Annotated in this window: 19 protein-coding genes; 10 read left to right on the top strand and 9 right to left on the bottom strand. The window is 37.1% G+C overall.

Annotated elements, in window-relative coordinates; translation table 11 throughout:
* The first annotated feature begins 65 nt into the window (after positions 1 to 65).
* Together ACXACQ_RS22690 and ilvD are read left to right on the top strand one after the other, a co-directional pair.
* Entirely contained in the window at positions 66 to 551 is a 486-nt protein-coding gene (locus tag ACXACQ_RS22690; protein ID WP_474978296.1) for an SRPBCC family protein, read from the top strand.
* Between the two features lie 329 nt (positions 552 to 880).
* On the top strand, positions 881 to 2572 hold the full coding sequence (ilvD, locus tag ACXACQ_RS22685) for a dihydroxy-acid dehydratase (protein ID WP_474978295.1): 1692 nt from the start codon (positions 881 to 883) through the stop codon (positions 2570 to 2572).
* A 610-nt stretch (positions 2573 to 3182) separates the two neighbouring features.
* Here the strand turns inward: ilvD and ACXACQ_RS22680 are convergent.
* From ACXACQ_RS22680 to ACXACQ_RS22670, 3 genes are all read right to left on the bottom strand, one after another.
* Positions 3183 to 3935: a Bax inhibitor-1/YccA family protein gene (locus ACXACQ_RS22680; RefSeq protein ID WP_474978294.1), complete on the bottom strand. Its 753-nt coding sequence runs from the start codon at positions 3933 to 3935 to the stop codon at positions 3183 to 3185.
* 41 nt (positions 3936 to 3976) lie between these two features.
* Positions 3977 to 4510 carry a hypothetical protein gene (locus tag ACXACQ_RS22675; protein WP_474978293.1) on the bottom strand — a complete coding sequence of 178 codons (534 nt, stop codon included), beginning with the start codon at positions 4508 to 4510 and terminating at the stop codon, positions 3977 to 3979.
* Between the two features lie 266 nt (positions 4511 to 4776).
* Positions 4777 to 5148, bottom strand: coding sequence for a winged helix-turn-helix transcriptional regulator (locus tag ACXACQ_RS22670; protein WP_474978292.1), 372 nt, complete (start codon positions 5146 to 5148; stop codon positions 4777 to 4779).
* Between the two features lie 118 nt (positions 5149 to 5266).
* Between ACXACQ_RS22670 and ACXACQ_RS22665 the strand changes: the two genes are divergently transcribed.
* Together ACXACQ_RS22665 and ACXACQ_RS22660 are read left to right on the top strand one after the other, a co-directional pair.
* Positions 5267 to 6151 (top strand): SDR family oxidoreductase, encoded by an 885-nt coding sequence (locus tag ACXACQ_RS22665; protein ID WP_474978291.1) that lies wholly within the window; start codon positions 5267 to 5269, stop codon positions 6149 to 6151.
* Positions 6152 to 6178: 27 nt separating this feature from the next.
* Complete coding sequence (locus tag ACXACQ_RS22660; RefSeq protein ID WP_474978290.1) at positions 6179 to 7030, top strand: dioxygenase family protein; 852 nt, start codon at positions 6179 to 6181, stop codon at positions 7028 to 7030.
* 47 nt (positions 7031 to 7077) lie between these two features.
* Here ACXACQ_RS22660 and ACXACQ_RS22655 read toward each other — a convergent pair whose 3' ends face one another.
* On the bottom strand, positions 7078 to 7983 hold the full coding sequence (locus ACXACQ_RS22655; RefSeq protein ID WP_474978289.1) for a DMT family transporter: 906 nt from the start codon (positions 7981 to 7983) through the stop codon (positions 7078 to 7080).
* Between the two features lie 30 nt (positions 7984 to 8013).
* Positions 8014 to 8736: a YqjF family protein gene (locus tag ACXACQ_RS22650; protein WP_474978288.1), complete on the bottom strand. Its 723-nt coding sequence runs from the start codon at positions 8734 to 8736 to the stop codon at positions 8014 to 8016.
* A gap of 169 nt (positions 8737 to 8905) precedes the next feature.
* On the opposite strand from ACXACQ_RS22650, the gene ACXACQ_RS22645 reads away from it, so the two are divergent.
* The 3 genes from ACXACQ_RS22645 (at position 8906) to ACXACQ_RS22635 (ending at position 11665) form a co-directional block, all read left to right on the top strand.
* On the top strand, positions 8906 to 9775 hold the full coding sequence (locus tag ACXACQ_RS22645; protein WP_474978287.1) for an SDR family NAD(P)-dependent oxidoreductase: 870 nt from the start codon (positions 8906 to 8908) through the stop codon (positions 9773 to 9775).
* A 65-nt stretch (positions 9776 to 9840) separates the two neighbouring features.
* Positions 9841 to 10770, top strand: a complete 930-nt coding sequence (locus ACXACQ_RS22640; RefSeq protein ID WP_474978286.1) for a helix-turn-helix domain-containing protein — start codon at positions 9841 to 9843, stop codon at positions 10768 to 10770.
* Between the two features lie 100 nt (positions 10771 to 10870).
* Positions 10871 to 11665, top strand: a complete 795-nt coding sequence (locus tag ACXACQ_RS22635) for an alpha/beta fold hydrolase (RefSeq protein ID WP_474978285.1) — start codon at positions 10871 to 10873, stop codon at positions 11663 to 11665.
* 13 nt (positions 11666 to 11678) lie between these two features.
* Here the strand turns inward: ACXACQ_RS22635 and ACXACQ_RS22630 are convergent, their stop codons facing one another.
* Positions 11679 to 12008 (bottom strand): MerR family transcriptional regulator, encoded by a 330-nt coding sequence (locus ACXACQ_RS22630; protein ID WP_474978284.1) that lies wholly within the window; start codon positions 12006 to 12008, stop codon positions 11679 to 11681.
* A gap of 633 nt (positions 12009 to 12641) precedes the next feature.
* On the opposite strand from ACXACQ_RS22630, the gene ACXACQ_RS22625 reads away from it, so the two are divergent.
* Complete coding sequence (locus ACXACQ_RS22625; RefSeq protein WP_474978283.1) at positions 12642 to 13460, top strand: hypothetical protein; 819 nt, start codon at positions 12642 to 12644, stop codon at positions 13458 to 13460.
* A gap of 37 nt (positions 13461 to 13497) precedes the next feature.
* Positions 13498 to 14097, top strand: coding sequence for a hypothetical protein (locus ACXACQ_RS22620; protein WP_474978282.1), 600 nt, complete (start codon positions 13498 to 13500; stop codon positions 14095 to 14097).
* Positions 14098 to 14134: 37 nt separating this feature from the next.
* Here ACXACQ_RS22620 and ACXACQ_RS22615 read toward each other — a convergent pair whose 3' ends face one another.
* A complete protein-coding gene (locus ACXACQ_RS22615; RefSeq protein WP_474978281.1) occupies positions 14135 to 16036 on the bottom strand; it encodes a cellulase family glycosylhydrolase in 1902 nt (633 codons plus the stop codon).
* A 229-nt stretch (positions 16037 to 16265) separates the two neighbouring features.
* Positions 16266 to 16460 carry a hypothetical protein gene (locus ACXACQ_RS22610; RefSeq protein WP_474978280.1) on the bottom strand — a complete coding sequence of 65 codons (195 nt, stop codon included), beginning with the start codon at positions 16458 to 16460 and terminating at the stop codon, positions 16266 to 16268.
* A gap of 284 nt (positions 16461 to 16744) precedes the next feature.
* On the opposite strand from ACXACQ_RS22610, the gene ACXACQ_RS22605 reads away from it, so the two are divergent.
* On the top strand, positions 16745 to 17224 hold the full coding sequence (locus tag ACXACQ_RS22605; protein WP_474978279.1) for a hypothetical protein: 480 nt from the start codon (positions 16745 to 16747) through the stop codon (positions 17222 to 17224).
* Positions 17225 to 17276: 52 nt separating this feature from the next.
* Here the strand turns inward: ACXACQ_RS22605 and ACXACQ_RS22600 are convergent, their stop codons facing one another.
* Entirely contained in the window at positions 17277 to 18944 is a 1668-nt protein-coding gene (locus ACXACQ_RS22600; protein WP_474978278.1) for a S41 family peptidase, read from the bottom strand.
* Positions 18945 to 18986 lie beyond the last annotated feature (42 nt).

The raw sequence follows: 18986 nt of genomic DNA, 5'->3' as shown, positions 1-18986 counted from the left end.
ATTGCTTTGATAGAAATGGCTGGTATATAGGGAAGTTATAGTGGTGAAAAATTAGTTAAGTTATTATGCCTATTATAGAAATAAAGACTTTTATAAATGCTGAAGTAAAAGTTGTTTTCGATCTTTCGAGAAGTATTGATTTGCATGTGGAATCTACAAAGCATACTCATGAGGAGGCGATAGCTGGAAAAACTAAAGGTTTAATTGACGTTGGGGAAACAGTAACATGGAGAGCCAAACACTTTGGTGTTTATCAAACACTGACCACAAAAATTACAGAATTTGATGCACCTTATTATTTTGTTGATGAAATGATTTCTGGAGCTTTTAAATGTTTTAGGCATGAGCATCATTATAGCTCCTTGGATGGCGGCACTTTAATGGTTGACATTTTTGATTATACATCACCAATGGGGATATTGGGGCGCATAGTGGATGCTTTGGTTTTAAAAAGCTATATGACTGAGTTGCTTATGCGCAGGAATGAAACCATAAAAGCCTGTGCAGAGTCAGGTAAAACAGAATGTTTTATTGGATTAAAGACAAATTAAAGAGATCAAGGACTGATTTAGTAAGGTGATTTACCCCAGTAGCTACAATTGGCAATAAAATCCGGAGAAGGGTTAGATTTTAAGTTCTTGCCTGCAAAGTTAAACGGTGAGGCCGTTCCTTTTAAAATAATTATACCTTCAGTTTTTGATTATGAGCATAAGTGATGATGTAGAAAGTGTCATATATTGATTGAATCTAAATTAAGAGAATATATCAGTCAATGTTTCAAATCATGAGTGGCAGCGCATATAAATTATTACTTTAGTGCAATCAAATCAATTATGGTGCGCCCGCTCGCGTGCTGTTAGAAATACTAAAGACAATAATTATGAGAAGTGATGCTGTAAAAAAAGGACCTCAGAGAACTCCGCATAGATCCTTATTCAGAGCTACCGGTTTGGTAGATGAAGATTTTGAAAAGCCCTTCATTGGGGTGGCTAATTCCTTTATTGAAATAATTCCAGGTCACTTCTTTTTAAATAAAGTATCCAGCATTATTAAGGATGAGATTAGGGCGAATGGTTGTGTGCCTTTTGAATTTAATACTATTGGTGTAGACGATGGCATTGCTATGGGGCATGACGGGATGCTTTTTTCATTGCCTTCGAGAGAGATTATTGCCAATTCTATAGAAACGGTAATGAATGCGCACAAATTAGATGCTATGATAGCCATTCCTAATTGTGATAAAATAGTGCCTGGTATGATTATGGGCGCTTTGCGGGTTGATGTGCCTACTATTTTTGTCAGTGGAGGACCAATGAAAAAAGGTCATACTAAAGATGGTGTGCCTATAGATCTTGCTACAGCTTTTGAGGCTGTTGGTAAATATGAATCAGGTGAAATGACTGATGAAGAACTTCATGATATAGAATGCAATGCATGTCCCAGTGGAGGAAGCTGTTCGGGTATGTTCACAGCCAATAGTATGAATACCTTAATGGAGGCGATGGGGATAGCTTTGCCGGGTAATGGTACCATTCTGGCATTGACTAAGGAGCGAGAAGTGTTGTATAGGCAAGCAGCAAGGAGGATTTGCGAAATTGCCAAAGATAAAGCGCAGACAGAAAAATTTAAGCTCAGAAATATTCTTAATGAAAATGCTGTACGTAATGCCTTTGCTGTAGATATGGCCATGGGAGGCAGCTCTAATACGGTGCTTCACATGTTGGCTATTGCTAAGGAGGCTCAGGTTGATTTTAATCTTGAGGATATCAATCAGATTTCAAAAGGAGTATCACATATAGCAAAAATATCACCTAGTTTATCTACGGTTCATATGGAAGACATCAACCGTGCGGGTGGAGTAAATGCCGTAATGAAGGAGATGACAAAAAGAGGAGATGATATTCTTCTCGATAACCTAACAATAACCGGAGAAACGGTATTAGAGAAGATCGATGATGCTTATATCAAAGATACCAATATCATACATACTGTGGATAACCCATATTCTGAAGTAGGTGGCTTGGCTATATTATATGGTAACTTGGCAGCAGAAGGAGCAGTGATTAAAACTGCGGGCATAACCGGAGATCGCGTATTTACAGGTACTGCAGTGTGCTTTGATGGTCAGCAAGAGGCTATTGACGGTATATTAGGAGGTAAAGTAAAGGCGGGAAATGTTGTAGTAATAAGGTATGAAGGGCCTAAAGGAGGTCCAGGGATGCAGGAAATGCTGGCACCTACTTCTTTGATTATGGGTATGGGATTGGGAGATAAAGTGGCTTTAATTACAGATGGTAGATTTAGTGGGGCAACCAGAGGAGCTAGTATCGGGCACGTTAGCCCAGAGGCTGCTGAAGGGGGTATGATTGGATTAGTAAAAGATGGAGATGAAATTCATATAGATGTAGATCAGTATATTTTATCTGTTAATTTAAGCGATGAAGAAATAACTAAAAGAAAAGCTGAGTTTGTCCCGATAAAAAAGGATATACATTCAAGTTGGCTTCGTCAGTATAGAGCTTTAGTCACTAATGCTAGTAATGGAGCGGTATTGAAAACTGACCTTTTCTAGTTTTAGCATTGAAAATAACTTAAAGCTCTCATTTTCTATAAGTGAGAGCTTTTTTTGTGTCCTTTATTTTTTGGCTAGTTGTTAGGTTTAATTCTGCGTTGTAATTATTCGACTCATTTGAGAGTTGTTTTTCAGGTGGATGGGGCCAAGAGGAATGATTCGCATAAGGCGTTTTTAAGCGATAAAAGAGGTCATTACAATTATCGAAATTTGGTTATATTTCTCATAGCTGATTTTGCTGAATTGATAATTTTAAAATCATTTTATTGAAAATAATATAAATATTGCGCATTTTAATTGCGTTAATTTGAATTTAAGGGGTATTTTGTTAACTTTGAAATATCAATTAAGGAATTGATTTACAATGTAGGGTGATGAAACTGGCAGACATGCCCTCCGGTCTCGGGGGTGGAGGTCCCGGGATAAATTCTTTTAAGTATCCAATAACACATGAAAGTACTAACCGCTCCGTGGAGGTTCGACTCCTCCCTCTACAGCAAATAGAACGGATACTTCTGATATTCATATCAGAAGTATCCGTTTTTTATTTTGTAGTATTAGCCTGGGTTAAAAAATCAGCAGAGGTTGAAGAAATGATCTATAATAGAGATTAGTCTCTGCTTCTTAGTTTTGCTAATAGGCGTAAGATTTCAATATATAACCAAATTAAAGTAACCATTATTCCGAAAGCACCATACCACTCCATATATTTCGGTGCTTTGGCTTTTACTCCTTGTTCTATCATGTCAAAATCCATGACTAAATTAAGAGCTGCAATTACAACAATAACAAGGCTGAATATTATACCTCCTGTAGAGCTTTCGTGTATTAGAGGTAATTGAAAACCTGCCCATTGGCCTACAAAAGACAATAAATAGTAAAATGCTATACCTGCAGTGGCGGAGCTTACAATGAGTTTGAAGTTTTCCGTTGCTTTAATGATTTCTAATTTGTAAATAACAATTAGGCTGAGAAGTATACCAAGTGTTAAGACTATAGCTTGCAGAACTATACCAGTGAAGATTTGCTCCATAAAAGCTGATATGCCACCTAAAGCTAGCCCTTCCATAATGCAATATACAGGAGCTAAATATGGAGCCGTTTTTTTCTTAAATGTAATTATAAGCCCGATGATAAAACCGGCAATTAAACCGCCAATAACGTACGGTTGTATAGCAGCAAAATCATAAGTGGTAGCATAGAGCCACCACGTAAACATTGCACTTAAAAATACGGTTAACCCAAGGATAATTGTTTTGGTGACCGTGCCTTGAAAAGACATGATTTCTTCCTTTTCACTCCACACATCTTTAGTGAAAGCATCGAGGTTCAGAGTTGGGTTTTTAGTTTTGTAAAGAGCCATAGTTTAAAAAAATGAATGTGAATAATGCTGTGATATATTTATTAACTTGCTGTATTACTTAAAATTTGATTTACTTTATTTACAAGCAATGTATTGTCTTTTTTATACTTGTTTAGGAAAATAGGGTGACAAATAGCGAAAAGAATAGCTCCGGGTACGGAGCCAAAAATACCTCCTAATGCCCCCGCCAGCTTCCTTCGTCCAGGTAAAAATGCTAATGGCTCAATGTCATTTACGGCCATGTAAATGCCAGCGAACACAAAGGGTATAACGAGTGTATATAGTAGTATTTTTTGAAGCGGGCTAAATTGTGATATATCTACTTGTACCAGCTCTCGTGTTTCGGAATTCCAATGTAATGTCACTTCCGTGCCTATAGCATATCCCTTTTTTATATTGATATCATGAGACCATGTACCATCATTAGGAGCGTCAAGTTTTTTAGAGGTGATTTCATATTCAGAACCCAAATTTTCTTTGAGTTTTTGCAAAATACCATTGTGAACACGCCTTAAGCTGATCAGGGTACTTTCACCTTCTTCTTGATTCAATGAAAAAATAATATCTTGATGCATCGTATTTATATTTTATTATAATGTTAATATTTAAATATATAATAAAATATAAATACATCAAAGTGCTTTTTTTGTACTTATGTTATTTTTTGTTTTTGTGTTTTATGGTTTAATTTCCGCTTGGGTATCTTAATTTATTTATCGGATCAATGTTTTTGTAAGTAACGATTGATCAGAAGGAGAATGGATATAGTCTTTATTCTGTTTTAGCTAGGACTAAAATTGGGTCGGGGGGCTGAACAAATTGTATAGTTGTTAAGCTTGATTTAATTTTCTTGCATTATCTGTTCTCTGTGGCATAGGCCCCAGTCGATCATGGCGTCTATTACTTTTACTATATCTTTTCCAGAGCTGGTCAGTTCATACTCTATAAGTACGGGAGTTTTGTTGTATACTTTCCTTTCAACAATGCCATTAATTTCTAACTCCTTTAGTTCTTTTGATAGCATCCTTGGTGTAATGTTTTCTATATTTTGCTGCAAATCTTTAAATCGATTTTTGCCATAGAGCAATGATGCAATTATTGGTAGTTTCCATTTTCCATTAACCACATTGAGGGTGTCAGTTAGCGCTAAAATATATTTTTTAGGGCATTTCTTGCCTTCTTTGTTTTCTATAATTGCTTTAAAATCGCTCATTTTATAAAAGGTTTCATAGTACTTACTATACAAAAGTATACTGGTTATTTATAGTAAGCAAGTATGTATAGTATATTGCTGTTGCTAGCTTTGGTCATTACTTAAAACAAATAATGATATGATTTTAGTTACAGGAGCCACAGGGCAGTTTGGGGGTAATGCTATAAGCAGTTTGATTGATAAAGGGGTGGAGCCATCCAGCATTGTGGCATTGGTGAGAGATATAAAAAAGGCAGATGCTTTGAAGAAATTAGGAGTAGAGGTTAGGGAAGCAGATTATAATAATTTACCTTCTCTTGAAAAGGCCTTTACGGGAATTGATAAAGTACTGTTGGTATCTAGTAGCGATAAAGAAATTACTAACAGAACCAAGCATCATATACAAGCCATAACAGCTGCAAAAGCTACTGGTGTAAAGCATATTGTATATACTTCTTTTGTTAGGAAAACCGGTTATCAGCAATCTGCTATTGCTGATTTTCAACGGTCACACGTAGAATCTGAGCGGTTTTTGATCGATAGTGGTATTGATTATACCATTTTGCAAAATGGAATTTATCTGGAGATGATCCCTATATTTTCTGGTGAAAAGGTAGTTGATACAGGAACTATTTTATTGCCTGCTGCCGATGGTCAAGCAAGTTGGGTTTTGCGTGCGGATTTGGCAGAAGCTGCGGCAGAAATTATTTCTTCTCACAGTGCTGTTCATAAAGGCAAGATCTACTCATTGACCAATAATACTTCAGTGTCATTTCATCAAATAGCGAGTGAATTATCTAATATTTTAGGAAAAACAATTGCCTATAATTCTCCTGATTTGGAAGTATTTAAATCTGGTTTAAAAAGTGAAGGTGTGCCAGATTTATATATAGCAATGTTTGTTATGTGGTCAACTGCTTTGGCTGAAGGTGCACTCGACTATAATGACAATGTACTTGAGCAATTGCTAGGAAGAAAACCAGTGTCTTACTCAGAATTTCTTGCAAAAGTATACGCCTCGTAAATTAACTATTCTAATAAAACTAGAGTTATGAGTTCATTTGATAGCTTGAAAGTATTTGCTAGTCAGCTAAAAGTACAGCGCAAGAGAATGCCTGTTTTATTTACTTCACATGGCAGTCCTATGGATATTCCGCTAGGGAGAAACGAAAAACCGTTCTGGAATAGTTTGTATCAACTAGGAAGAACTTTAGAAAATCAGTACGAGGCTAAGGCAGCGTTGGTGGTTTCTGCACACTGGTGCACCCAAGGAACTTATGTAAATATATCGCAAGAGCAAACTCAGATATATGACTACTACGGTTTTCCGAAGCACTATTATGACCCTAAATACAATGCTAAAGGAGCTCCTGAATTAGCAAAAGAAGTGCATAGTATGGTGCCTTCGGTGCTTGAGACGGAAGAATGGGGTTTGGATCATGGTGCATGGCCAATGTTAATGCATTTGTTTCCTAAGGCCAACATTCCAGTATTTCAGATGAGTATAGATTACTATGCTGCACCCTCTTATCATTATGAATTAGGTAAAGAACTAAAAAGTTTGAGGGAGAAAGGTGTACTTATTATTGGTAGTGGAGCACTTATTCATAATCTGCAAATTTTACGGAATAAGATGCAGATGGGAGATTTGTCTCCATTTGGTTGGGAGGCTGATTATGAAGATTGGCTTAAAAAGCAGATCCTCTCAAGGCAGTTTCATAATGTGATTAACTACGAGCAAAGTCATAAGCTGGGTAAACTGGCTGCGCCCACACCGGATCATTTTGTGCCTGTGTTATATAGTTTGGGGCTTATAGATAATAAGGATGAAGTCAATTTTTTCTATCAGGAGAAAACAGAGATGGCAGCATTTAGTGAGTTGAGCTTTATTGCGCAAAGTTAAATGATGAAAAAGGCTGCTCATTATAGCAGCCTTTTTCATCATTGTATTTATTTTTTGTTTTCTTTAATGATCAGGAATAACCCTAATGATAATATGGTGCCTCCTGGCCAAAATAAAAGCCCGGGTATTTCTTGAAGTAGAAATATGGCTAAAATGGCACTTAACAGCGGGGTTAACATTCTTAGCGAGGTTACGGTAATAGAAGGTAGCAATGCTGAAGCGTATGCATAGCAAAGAGTAGGTATAAAAGTGGCTATTATACCTAAGCCCAGAAAGTTATATAGCGCTTTTGATTGACCGATTTTGCTTAGAAACGTTATATCATTTAATATGAATAATGTGGTGATGCATATAATCGTTCCGCATAAGAGTGTAACGAAACCGACTTTCAAAGCGGTAGGTTTTTTTTCGGTAGGCAAGCCACTATACATAATGGAGTATAAGGCCATACTTCCGCCTGCTATGAGCGCCAGTATGTCACCAAGAATGTTTTTAAATTCGAAGCTAGCGCTGTTTAAAGGTTTGCCGGCTACTATAATCATTATCACACCAATAATAGATATTGCAATGGCAGCTACTTCTCTTTTGGTGACATGATGTCCTTTGAATCTTTTGTAGGCCAAAGTAAATAATGGTGTGGTATTGGTTAGTATGGAGACTTCAGCCACTGATGAAATTTGATACGCCAGCACTACCATGAGGTAGTAAATGGTCATAATGAAACCTAAAAATGCTGCATTTTTAAAATTCCATTTTTCACTAATAAGTTTAGGCTTTATGGCGAATATAATGGCAAATGCTATTAGGCCTATGGCACAGCGGCATGCTACAATCTGTATAGGTGAGTAGCCCACCAAGTAGCGTACAAAAATTCCAGTAAATGCCCATGCTAATGCTGATAGCGCTGAAGCAAATATGGCTAAGGAATGAGTTGAGGATGAATGAGGTTTCATTAATGGTTAAGAGTGAGTCGGTTGAATAGGTTATAATGGAGATTGTTGCTTGCCCCATGCTAATACCTGTACACCATCAGAGTAGTGACATGCGTCTGGAGCATAATTCAGTATGGTATCAAATCTAGGGTAATTAATTGTAATATCTTCGATTTGTACTGCTCGTATAGGCCATTCTATGTGGTGAATGTCAAATTGATTTAGGTGTGTAGCTGTATCCTGAAAAAGTGCATACCTTTCTGTTAGCCATACATCCTGTTCTGATTTTACATGAAGTTCATCGCCAATGTTAAATGATATGGCTAGTTTATCTTTTAATGTAGCATTGCTGGACATGTATCGGTTTGCGCTTCGCTTAATTTTAGAAAAGCGATAAGGAAGGGATGAAAGTTGCTTAGCTAGATGACAAGATATTAATTTACTGGCCTCTATACTCAAGAAATAAACACCGGCTTTCCCTTTATGCCGCACATAAGTTCGGATGTTAGTTTCATGAAAATCGGAAATAGGAGAAAGGGCAGGGAGTGTGCGGGGGCGCACATGCTCCATGGTAAAAGCTACTACCGAGACCCATGGATGACCTTCAAATAAGTCTATTTCTAGCTGTTTGGGTATGTATTTTTTTAGTTCATTAATGTCCACTTTCCAGTGTAAAAACACAGCCTTGTTCCACTCTTGGTAATACTGCCAACGGCCAGAGGGAAGTGGATAAGGGCGGTGAGAAATAGTACCTAAAATTTCTTTGATCTTCATGCTAAATGAATGTGATTCGGTTGCTTTAAATATGTGAAAAATATATTTTATATCAGCCTTTAGGCTAGAAACTTGTTTTGGTTAGAAACATCCTCAATTCAGATACAAAAGGTTACTGATATCTAAAGAGGTTTGCTGTGAATCAGTTATTCAGTAAAATTTAAAAATTATGACACAGCAAAAAAAACAAACACCAGGTGTTGAAAAACAAAAAGTATGGTTTATTACAGGTACTTCAAGAGGTTTTGGACGTTGCTGGGCAGAGGCAGCTTTGGAACGGGGGGATAAAGTGATAGCCACTGCTCGTAAATTGTCGAGCATAGCAGATTTTGATGAAAAATATGGTGCGAATGTACTGACATTGGCCCTTGATGTAACTGATGCAGAGCAAGTAAAAACTGTTGTAAATCAGGCTTATGAGCATTTTGGTAGGGTAGATGTGGTGCTTAATAACGCAGGCTATTCTCTTGTGGGTACTATTGAAGAAGCGACTGCCGATGAAGTTAAGGCTATGTATGAAACAAATATATTTGGATCATTATCTGTGGTTAAAGCATTTTTGCCTCTTTTGAGAAAGCAAGGAGGAGGTCATATCGTGGGAGTTTCTAGCACGTTAGGAATGATATCATCTCCGGTTATCGGTTATTATTGCTCCTCAAAATGGGCTTTTGAGGCTATACACGAAAGTTTAGCGGCAGAAGTTGAGGCATTTGGGATAAAAGTAACCATAGTGGAGCCAGGAGCTTATGCTACTGAATTTGGTTCACAGGAATCTTTAAAATTTGCCAGTCAGCTTGAAGTTTATCAGGAGTTTAAAGCTAATTTTATACAGGGGCTACAAACTCTAGAGCGTGGTAATCCAGATGCCACTCCTCAAGCTTTATTTCAGGTGATAGATGCTGAGCAGCCACCATTAAGGTTTTTCTTAGGAAGTCATAATCTTCCTGAAGTTAAGACAGTGTATGCTGATAGGCTGGCAACTTGGGACGCATGGAGTGAAGTGTCTAAATCGGCCCAAGGATTAGTGACAGAGGCCTAAAATGAATAATAGCCATTGCATGCTTCTGGCGTGTAATGGTTTTGTTATGTTGATTTATTGCAGATATGACGAAAGGTAAGCAATGTTACAATAGGTTTGGCTCTATTACCGAGGCGCATCGAGCATTAGGGCTTCAGCCTCCTAAACACCCTTTAATAAGCCTTGTAAATGTAGAGAAGCAACAGCTGAATGCAGTGGCAATGCGGGCAGGGCATGTCCTTGATTTTTATAAAATATCATATCGTTCAAAATTTAGTAGCAGGTTGAGATACGGGCAAAGCTATTACGATTTTGATGAAGGAGGGTTGTTGTTTGCTGCTCCAAACCAAATTATAGGAGGTGGTGAGCCGGCTAATGTTGAGGAGGTGTCAGATACGGTTTATGCTCTGCTCATTCATCCTGATTTTTTTCTAGGTCATGCTTTGTCTAAAACAATAGGTGAGTATGGGTTCTTTTCTTATGCTGTTAATGAAGCGCTGCACGTTTCTGAAAGCGAAAAGCAAACTATTCTGTCCATCATAAATATGATAGAGGATGAGTTGGATAATAGAATAGATGACCTAAGCCAAGAGTTAATTATTTCACAAATAGAATTGCTATTGAATTATGCGAAACGCTTTTATAGGAGGCAGTTTATAACAAGAAAATCTCATAATCATGGTGTTTTACAAAATCTGGAAGAGTTACTAAATGAATACTTCAGTAATGGGAAATCTTTAGAATTAGGAATTCCTACGGTGCAGTATCTTTCAGATCAGTTAAATGTATCGTCAAGTTACCTGAGTGATATGCTCAGAACATTAACGGGGCAAAATGCTCAGCAGCATATTCATAATAAACTTATAGAGAAGGCTAAAGAAAAATTATCTACAACCCAGCTTACGGTAGGAGAAATTGCTTACGAATTAGGGTTTGAGTATTCTCAATCTTTTAGTCGATTATTTAAATCTAAAACCAGCCATTCTCCATTGAAATTTCGACAAATGTTTCAGTGAATTATAGCGTGATCATAATTGATGTAGCTTAATAATGGTGGATAACTTTCTTTAATTGTATATTATATTCTATTATTGTAAATTATTTACAATTTTCATTATGATACTCAATTCTAATCCATCTCCAGCTAAAGTGAATTTTATCAGAAAGGGACCAAAAAGTGCTATTCCCATGGTTTTTCTTCATGCAGTAGGTTTAGATCATAGCATTTGGCAACCACAGGTTGAATATTTAAGTCGTAGCTACGATATTATAGCTATCGATTTGCCCGGGCATGGGTATTCTGAAAAATTGATGGGAACGGTGAGTTTTGAGGCTATTGCTAATCATCTTATTCAATTTTTGGCAGATAATGAAATTGAGTCGATTCATTTAGTGGGCATTTCATTTGGTAGTATGGTGGCGCAGCATATGGCTATTATTCAACCAGATTTGATTAAATCTTTGACTTTAATAGGAAGTGCATGTACTTTTTCTGATCATGTAAGAGGGCTATTGAAGCAAAGAGCTAATTATGTCAGAAGGGAAGGGATGGATGCCTTGGCGCCACTCTCTATTGAAAGATGGTTTACTGCTGAATATATCTCTAAGCACCCTGATAAAATTGAGTATATAAAATCTTTGCTGCATTTGCAGGATGCTGCTTATCATGCCACATTGTGGGACTTAATAGCTCAATTAAATACCCAAGAGCAATTGAAGGGCTTGGAAATTCCTTCGCTGGTTATAGTAGGGGAGAAAGATACTAGTACTCCTTTGGCGGTGGCGGAGATTTTAGCCGCAGCTTTGCGTACAGATAATCTGAAAATTGTGGCTGCAGCTTCACATATTACTAATATAGAGGCCGCGGAAATGGTCAATCAAGTCATTGCCGATTTTATGTTACAGTTTTAATTGAAGTAAAAGACTATTCAGGTGAATTCTTTTTTTGTCTCTTATTTATTTCGTTAAATGTATTGGTGATGATTTCCAGCCGTTTGTTTACTTTCTTAGTGGCAGCTTCTAAGGTGTAGCCTTCGTCTAGCAACTCTTTAATAAGCAACATTTTCTTTACGTTTTTATAGTCGTAACGCCTGTTTTTTCCTTCTTCTTCAGTAAGTGACTGGATTACACCCTTTTCTTCCCAGTATCTAATTTTTCTTGTAGGTATGCCAGTAATTATGGAAACCTCTCCAATACCCACTACCAGTTTTTCTAAAAACTCCTGATCAAAATCTTCTGAATTATCTGTATTCATAATTGTATATAAACTACATTTTTCGCTGCTAATATACATTTTAATTAAGCTATTTACATCTGCCTATTGATAGGCGTGTAATGGCTGATGGTAAAATATGCATGCCAAGGTGTAAGATTAATTGCATTTTTATATGATTACTAGGTAGGATAGGAGCTGTTGCTCGGCCATGCGACCTCAGACCATGCTAGAGCTTTTGAGGTTGATTGTTATTATAATGGTTGCAATGCGCCTGTACTATCAGGGAGGGCTAACTTTTGGTTGCATTAAAGGAATAGCTTATGTGGTTGTAGAGGTTGTTTTAAATTGACGAGTAATCGCTGTTTTTTGTTGAGAAGTACGGGTTTGAAGCTTATAGAAAATAAACATTCTAAATGTAAAATGAAAGTAAATTTAGGGGCGTTATAAGCAGTTTTCATGTATGTAAATGGGTGTTTTTACTTCGGTAAGGGTGTTTAAAATTACTAACTTCTATAGAAGTAAATCAATCAAAGTGAGGGCTGTAATAGGGATGGCTACCCAAAGTCGAACTGATTTTAGCGACATCAAATATCATAAAAATCCGAGTGGTATTATGAGTATCGTGCTGAAAATCGAAAGAGTAGGCAGAACAACTTTAAACCTAATACAATCATGAATTTTAAAACGTCAAGCTACTTTATGTTATTCATTAGCATACTTTTTTATGCATGTAATGAAGAGAATAGCAAAGAATTGGTTATGCAAAACCAAGTTTCTACAACAGATCATTTAATAAAAGCGAGGGCAGCAGCTACTTGTGATTTAATTACCGAAAATCCATATGCCTATGTAGGGCAGATTCACAACGATTTAGTGGTTCAGTTCGTTGGCAAATATCCCGATGGGGAAGGGCCAGGCCTAGAGGAAACGGTTGCGGTAATTGAAGAGCTAGCTTTTGAAAATGAAAAATTTAAAGAGCTTATTAAAGAGGGATATGAGCCTGTTAACCCTGAGTTACTTTACAAAGGTGTCGATGATTTCGAAAATAATTTCCATGGAATCATAGGCATGGCTGAGGTTTCACCTGAGGCGGAAGAAAGCTTGATTAAACTGGTAGATTTTCTTTTCGAAAAAGCCTATGCAGATAAAGAGCCTGTGTATGAGGAGATAGATGATTTTCTCTTTGAGTTGGAAAATGAAGTGCTAAAAAGTGCTACTTATAATGAACGTGACGGAGAGGTGTTGCTTTCTGCATTATCTACTGCCCGCTATTCATCATGCTTATGGTACAATTATTCAAAGAGTATCAATGAGCAAAAAGACGGTGCTCCTGTAGCTCAGGCTAGAAAATGGTGGCAATGGGTAATAGTGGGAGTCTGTGATGTGGGCGGAGCTATTGCTGGTGCAGCAGGAGGGCCTCCTACAGCTGTTACTACTGGTGCAGCCGCAAGTACAGCAGCTTACACTATGACTAACCCTAAAACAAAGTAAATTTATTTAAAAAGCGGGGTAATGCCCCGCTTTGCTCATGAAGTATCTTTTACACTTTAATTTGTCATTTATTGTATTGCTGTTTTTGGGAGCATCATGTCAGAGAAATTCGTATGATGGTTATGTCTATTTTTATACCAGAAACACCCAGACTAAAGAAGGGAATATAGTGCTGAAATATAATGATGTGGCCGATAATATATCACATGTAGGCATTGCTTTTGGCCAGAGTGAATCTACCCCAGTTTATAATATAAGTTATGATAGTTTAAATGCAGATAACTCGGCACTGATGTCAGATGTAGCCAATGAATTTTGGCATTCTAAAGAGGAGGTAGATAATCAGCTATTTAGGTTGCCTATAAGCGAAAAAGAGTATGATAAAGCTATTTTTTTTATCGATAGCCTAAGCAGTAAAACTCTCTTTTTTGATTTTTCACCATCTACAGGTAATGGATTTTATTGCTCTGAATTTGTTTACGATGTGATGAAATATATGAACCCAGGTCGATTTAGTGTAGTGCCGGTTTGTAAAGCAATGCACGGTTATGAACGCATAATAGTGAATGAAGATTCGTTATGCTATGTGCCGGCAGATTTTTTTCTGCAATACCACGATATGGAGAAAATAAAATAAGTCACCAGAGCGCTCTGATGACTTATTTCTTTTCTTTTTATTGCTTTATTACTTTGATCGTTTCTGATCCGCTATGTTTTTTTAACTCAATGTAGTAAGTACCAGGCTGAAGGGCTTTACCTAGTTCCACTGCATCGGTATCATTAGAAATATGTTTCTCCAATATTTTGCCTGTTAAATCTCTTATTATAATAGATGCACCTTTCTCCTTTAATGCTATGTTTAGGGTTTCATTAAATGGATTAGGGTAAATTTTTGTATTGCTATTGTCCTCATCAAAACTTACTCTTGTGCCAGCAGCAGCGGGCATTTCAAAATGCGACCAAGGAGCTGTGCCACTGTATTGAATATACCATTTGCCATCAATTGCAGCAGGGAAGCTATTGGACCACAAGTTAGTGTAGTCTTCGCCATTGATTAATAACTCTTCTAATCCCCAGCTATTTACGTAAGACATGGGCGAGCTTGTTACCCAGCAGTAGTTGCCTGCACCTTCGAAGGTGAAAGGTAGTGTAACGGCACTAGGATTATTGCACGCATTAGGGTTTGCATTTTCATCTCTGAAAGATGCTACTAGCGAAATATTTGAGTTAACGGTAATGGTAATAGTGGCCGAAGTACTGTTGTTGCTGCCACTCCACTGATTAAATATCCATCCACTAGATGGTGTGGCGGTAATAGTTACTGAAGTGCCAGGGGCATAAGAACCACCTGCTGGTGTTAATGAAACGCTACCCGATCCCTCAACTGAAGTGCTTACAGTGTAATTTGTGGGAGTAGGATTGCCATCATCAGACACACCTGCCATCAAAGCATCTATAGTGGGTTGATCTACTACTTGAGTTGAATTTCTATCAAATAAGGCAAATCCGTTGTCTCCATTGTAGCCATTGTCCCAATAAACTGGCGTAATGCCATTTTCAGTAGCTGCTTTTACTATGTATTCAAGGTAATATTCTCTGGCTGCCAAGTGATCTGAGAGCGCTGTTCCTGTTAAAGATGTTCGTTTTACAGCTCCAAATTCACCAATGATAACAGGGATTCCATTATTAACCCATTTGGTTTTTATTTGGCCGAATAGGTCATCAGTGTAGGCTTCTTCTGCCCAGTTACAGTTGCTGCCTGTAGACCAAGGATTACCCCATACCGTACAAGCTGCATTGTTATCAGGGTTTAGTGTAAAGTCATAAGGGTCATAATGATGAATCTCTACCATTAATTTGTGATCTGCAGGGTCATTAGGAGCGGTAAAATAGTTTAAGCCATGCCACGCATTAGTATTATAGGTTTGCACTATTAATATTCTATTGCTGTTATTTCCTCCTGTGTTTCTTACAGCGTTTATAAAAGTTTGATTGTAAGATTCTTGCACTTCAATGTGCTCTGAAGTAGGCGTGCCATAATCGGCCCTTACTTCATTAGTGCCTGCGAATAGTAAATGTTCATCATAATCTTGGAAATAGGTAGCAATTTGAGTCCAGTATGCATTTTGCTTTTCATTTACGGCTTCTTGATAGCTGTAAAATGGATGCTCTTCGAGCCATCCACCATCCCAGTGGCTGTTAAGTATCACGTACATGTTATTGCTGATTCCGTAATCAACAACCTCTTTAACTCGTGCAAGCCAACCTGCGTCTATGGTCAGCGTATTTTGATCAGCATAGCTATCCCAAGCGCATGGAAGCCTTAAGGTGTTAAAGCCAGCAGCTTTTACCTGATCTATTAGCGCTTGCGTTGCAGGTGGGTTGCCCCAGTCAGTTTCATTACCCGGTACATCTAATGAATTGCCGAGGTTCCAGCCAATCTTCATTTCAGAGGCTACCTCTTGCGCTGTAGGTGCTTGCGCACGTACAGCAAATGTTGCAATGCATAAAAGGCACATAGTAATGACAAAGGTTGCTTTTTGCAGTAGAGCATTTTTGTAGTAGTGAGTTTTCATGATTGTGGGTTTTAGTTAATTAAATCATTGTTTAAATATTAAAATGCTTCATGGGGACAAACTTTAAATGAGAATTACTCAAGTGTATTAAATACACTTTATAATTTAAGTAAAAATATAGAACTTATCTAAAGACAGAATAGGAAAGTTATTGAAAGTTGCAATGGACAATGGGCTTTAATGCACTACCGAAAATATAGGTAAGTACTAGTAGTAAGAATAGGTGAGATTATTTATATACTACAGATATTACTTTTAACTGTTTTACATTGTTATTGCCATTATAAATCAAATCAAATTTTAAGCTAGTTTCCCAGTCAAAATAGGCCTTTTGCCTATTAAAAGTAGAACAGGCATAATCCTTTTGATATTCTACTATGGTACCATCTTCTTTTGGTAAAGTGTATGTTATACTTACTCTCATAATTAAAGCCTCACTGTTAATATAGCTATTTTTGATAAGGTAAACACTTGTTTTTTGCTCTCTGGTTTTACGGTTAGTCAGGTTATCATTGGCTAAATCCTTTTAAAAGTTATTAATACGATTTAGTTAGTAGTTAATTTTTTTTATAAAAAAAGTAATGTGATTCTGTACATTTTTATATTGTAAAAAAATGTGTAGGTACATATAAAAATTGGAGGTTGAAATTTGATTTACATTGCTTATTTATTGATCTTCAGAAAGTAAATAAGTTAAATATTAAACATATGGTAGTGAAAGTTGATAAGTCTAAATCATTTGCTCAAGTGTGGTTTGCATACATATGGGCAGTTTATGAAAAGCAAGGACTCAAGGAGGTGGATGACTCTTATCAGATAACGCTTTTGGAAGAAGATAAACTTAAAAAGCAGTTGAAAAGCAAAAATGGAGTTTTTGAAAATGCCATAATGGGAGAGGCCCGTGCTCAATTTGGACAATTAGGGTTTGAAAAATTTGTTGAAAACATATTGATTGGTGCTGATAATAAGCCTGAAGATCCTAGGAATCAGGATGTTTGGACGTTTGGTAAGAGGGTGTTGGAAATAGCGAAAAAGGCTTTTAATGATGCAGAGGTTTGCTTTGATTACTCCTTGAATATGGGGAGTAAAAATGAAGGGTTTTTAAGGTTGGCTTTGCATATGGTAAAGAAAATAGTTGTAGATAAAAAATTAGAGCTGGTGGTGGGAGTGATGGAAGAAGACGAATAAAAAAAGCCATCAGTAACATCACTGATGGCTTATGACTATATACTAATTGGGATCAAATATTTCCTAATATACTATTGTATTCTTCTTTGTCATTCAGCACTTCAATAGCTTTTTCTATGTCGGGGTCAATGTCAAAATTGGCCTCTACAGAACCTTTTTCAAAATAATATCGAGTAAGGATCTCTTCTTCTAGCATGGCACTGATCTGGTTTTTAAAATCCATTAAATCATTTTGCTTACTATTATCAAAAGTAATTTTTAGCTGCTCTAGCTGGTCTTTAATGTCTTCGTAATACTTTTCTTTGTGCGCATATTTAGTTAGTTCTTCTAACGTGTTTTCTACATCTGTAGTATATTCATAATCTTTGTTTTTAAGCCACAGTGTAAATTGTTTGTATTCTTCATCAGTAAGCTTAAATGTTTTAGGATCATCCACTTTTTCGTGTTCGTAGCTATATTTATTAGCATAGTCGAAAATTAAACCTTGAGTAAATATTGCAAAAGCAATAGGAGATATGCTTTCAGTTTCTACATCTATGTCGGGTTTTATGCCACCGCCATCATATACAGTTCTGTTGTTAGAGGTTTTAAATTCTGACTTAAGTGAGTCGGGCACAGAGCCTACACTTCCGTCTGCATTGCGGTGGCTATAGTCTAGGGCTTGTATGCACCTGCCGCTAGGTATATAATACTTGGCCGTAGTCACTTTTAGTTGTGAGTTATAAGACAAAGGTCGTGTTACTTGAACTAGGCCTTTGCCATAAGATTTTTGACCTATAATAACTCCTCTATCATAATCTTGTATAGTGCCAGATACAATCTCTGAAGCTGAGGCACTACCATTATTAATTAATACTACTAAGGGGATTTCGGTATCTTCTGCTGCATTTAATGTTTTGTAGGTGTTGTTGTTTGCTTCTACTTTACCAATGGTAGATACCACTTCTTTGTTTTTGTCTACAAATACATTTACAATATTTACTGCCTCTATTAATAAGCCACCAGGATTATTTCTCAAGTCAAGGATCAAATTTTGAGCACCTTGCTTCTTTAGTGCTTGGGTGGCATTTCTAACTTCAGTGCCTGCGTCTGTGGTAAATTGGCTCAGTTTAATATAGCCTGTGTTATGGTTTACCATGCCATAGTAGGGTACGTTATCTACCGTAATCTTCTCACGTGTAAAGGTTAAGGTCAAGGGTTTGGGAGTGCCATACCTCTTTACGGTTAGTGATACCTTAGTGCCAGACTGCCCCTTCATAAGATCTCCGGTTTCATCTCTACTGAGGTTACTGATGTCTATGTCATTTATTTTAGTTATTTCATCGCCTATTTTAAGCCCATCTTTTTGAGCAGAATAGCCTTCCATAACCATCATTACGGTTACTTTTCCATTGACCTTGCTGGTTACAGCACCAATGCCGCCATACTGTCCGGTGCTTTGCGTACGAAAGTCTTCAATTTGATCTTCAGGTATATAATTGGTATATGGGTCTAGGGAGGCCAGCATCGCGTCAATACCTACCTTTATGGTCTGGTTGGGGTTAATATTATCAACATAAAGTGCGTTTACCTCTTTAAATAAGGTGGCAAATATTTCAAGGTTTTTAGCAATCTGAAAATAGCGTTCACCCGGAGAGGTGAATGATACACCAATGCACAGAAAGCTTATAAGTGTGAAGCCTATAATTCCTGTCTTTGCTTTTTTGCGTGATATCTTCATTAAAATATGTTTGTTATCTTGGGAGACCTGACAATATAACGG

Source organism: Fulvivirga sp. AWR4_260, assembly GCF_056158185.1.
The sequence above is the reverse complement of the archived record's forward strand: the minus strand, read 5'-3'. Positions and strand labels throughout refer to the sequence as shown.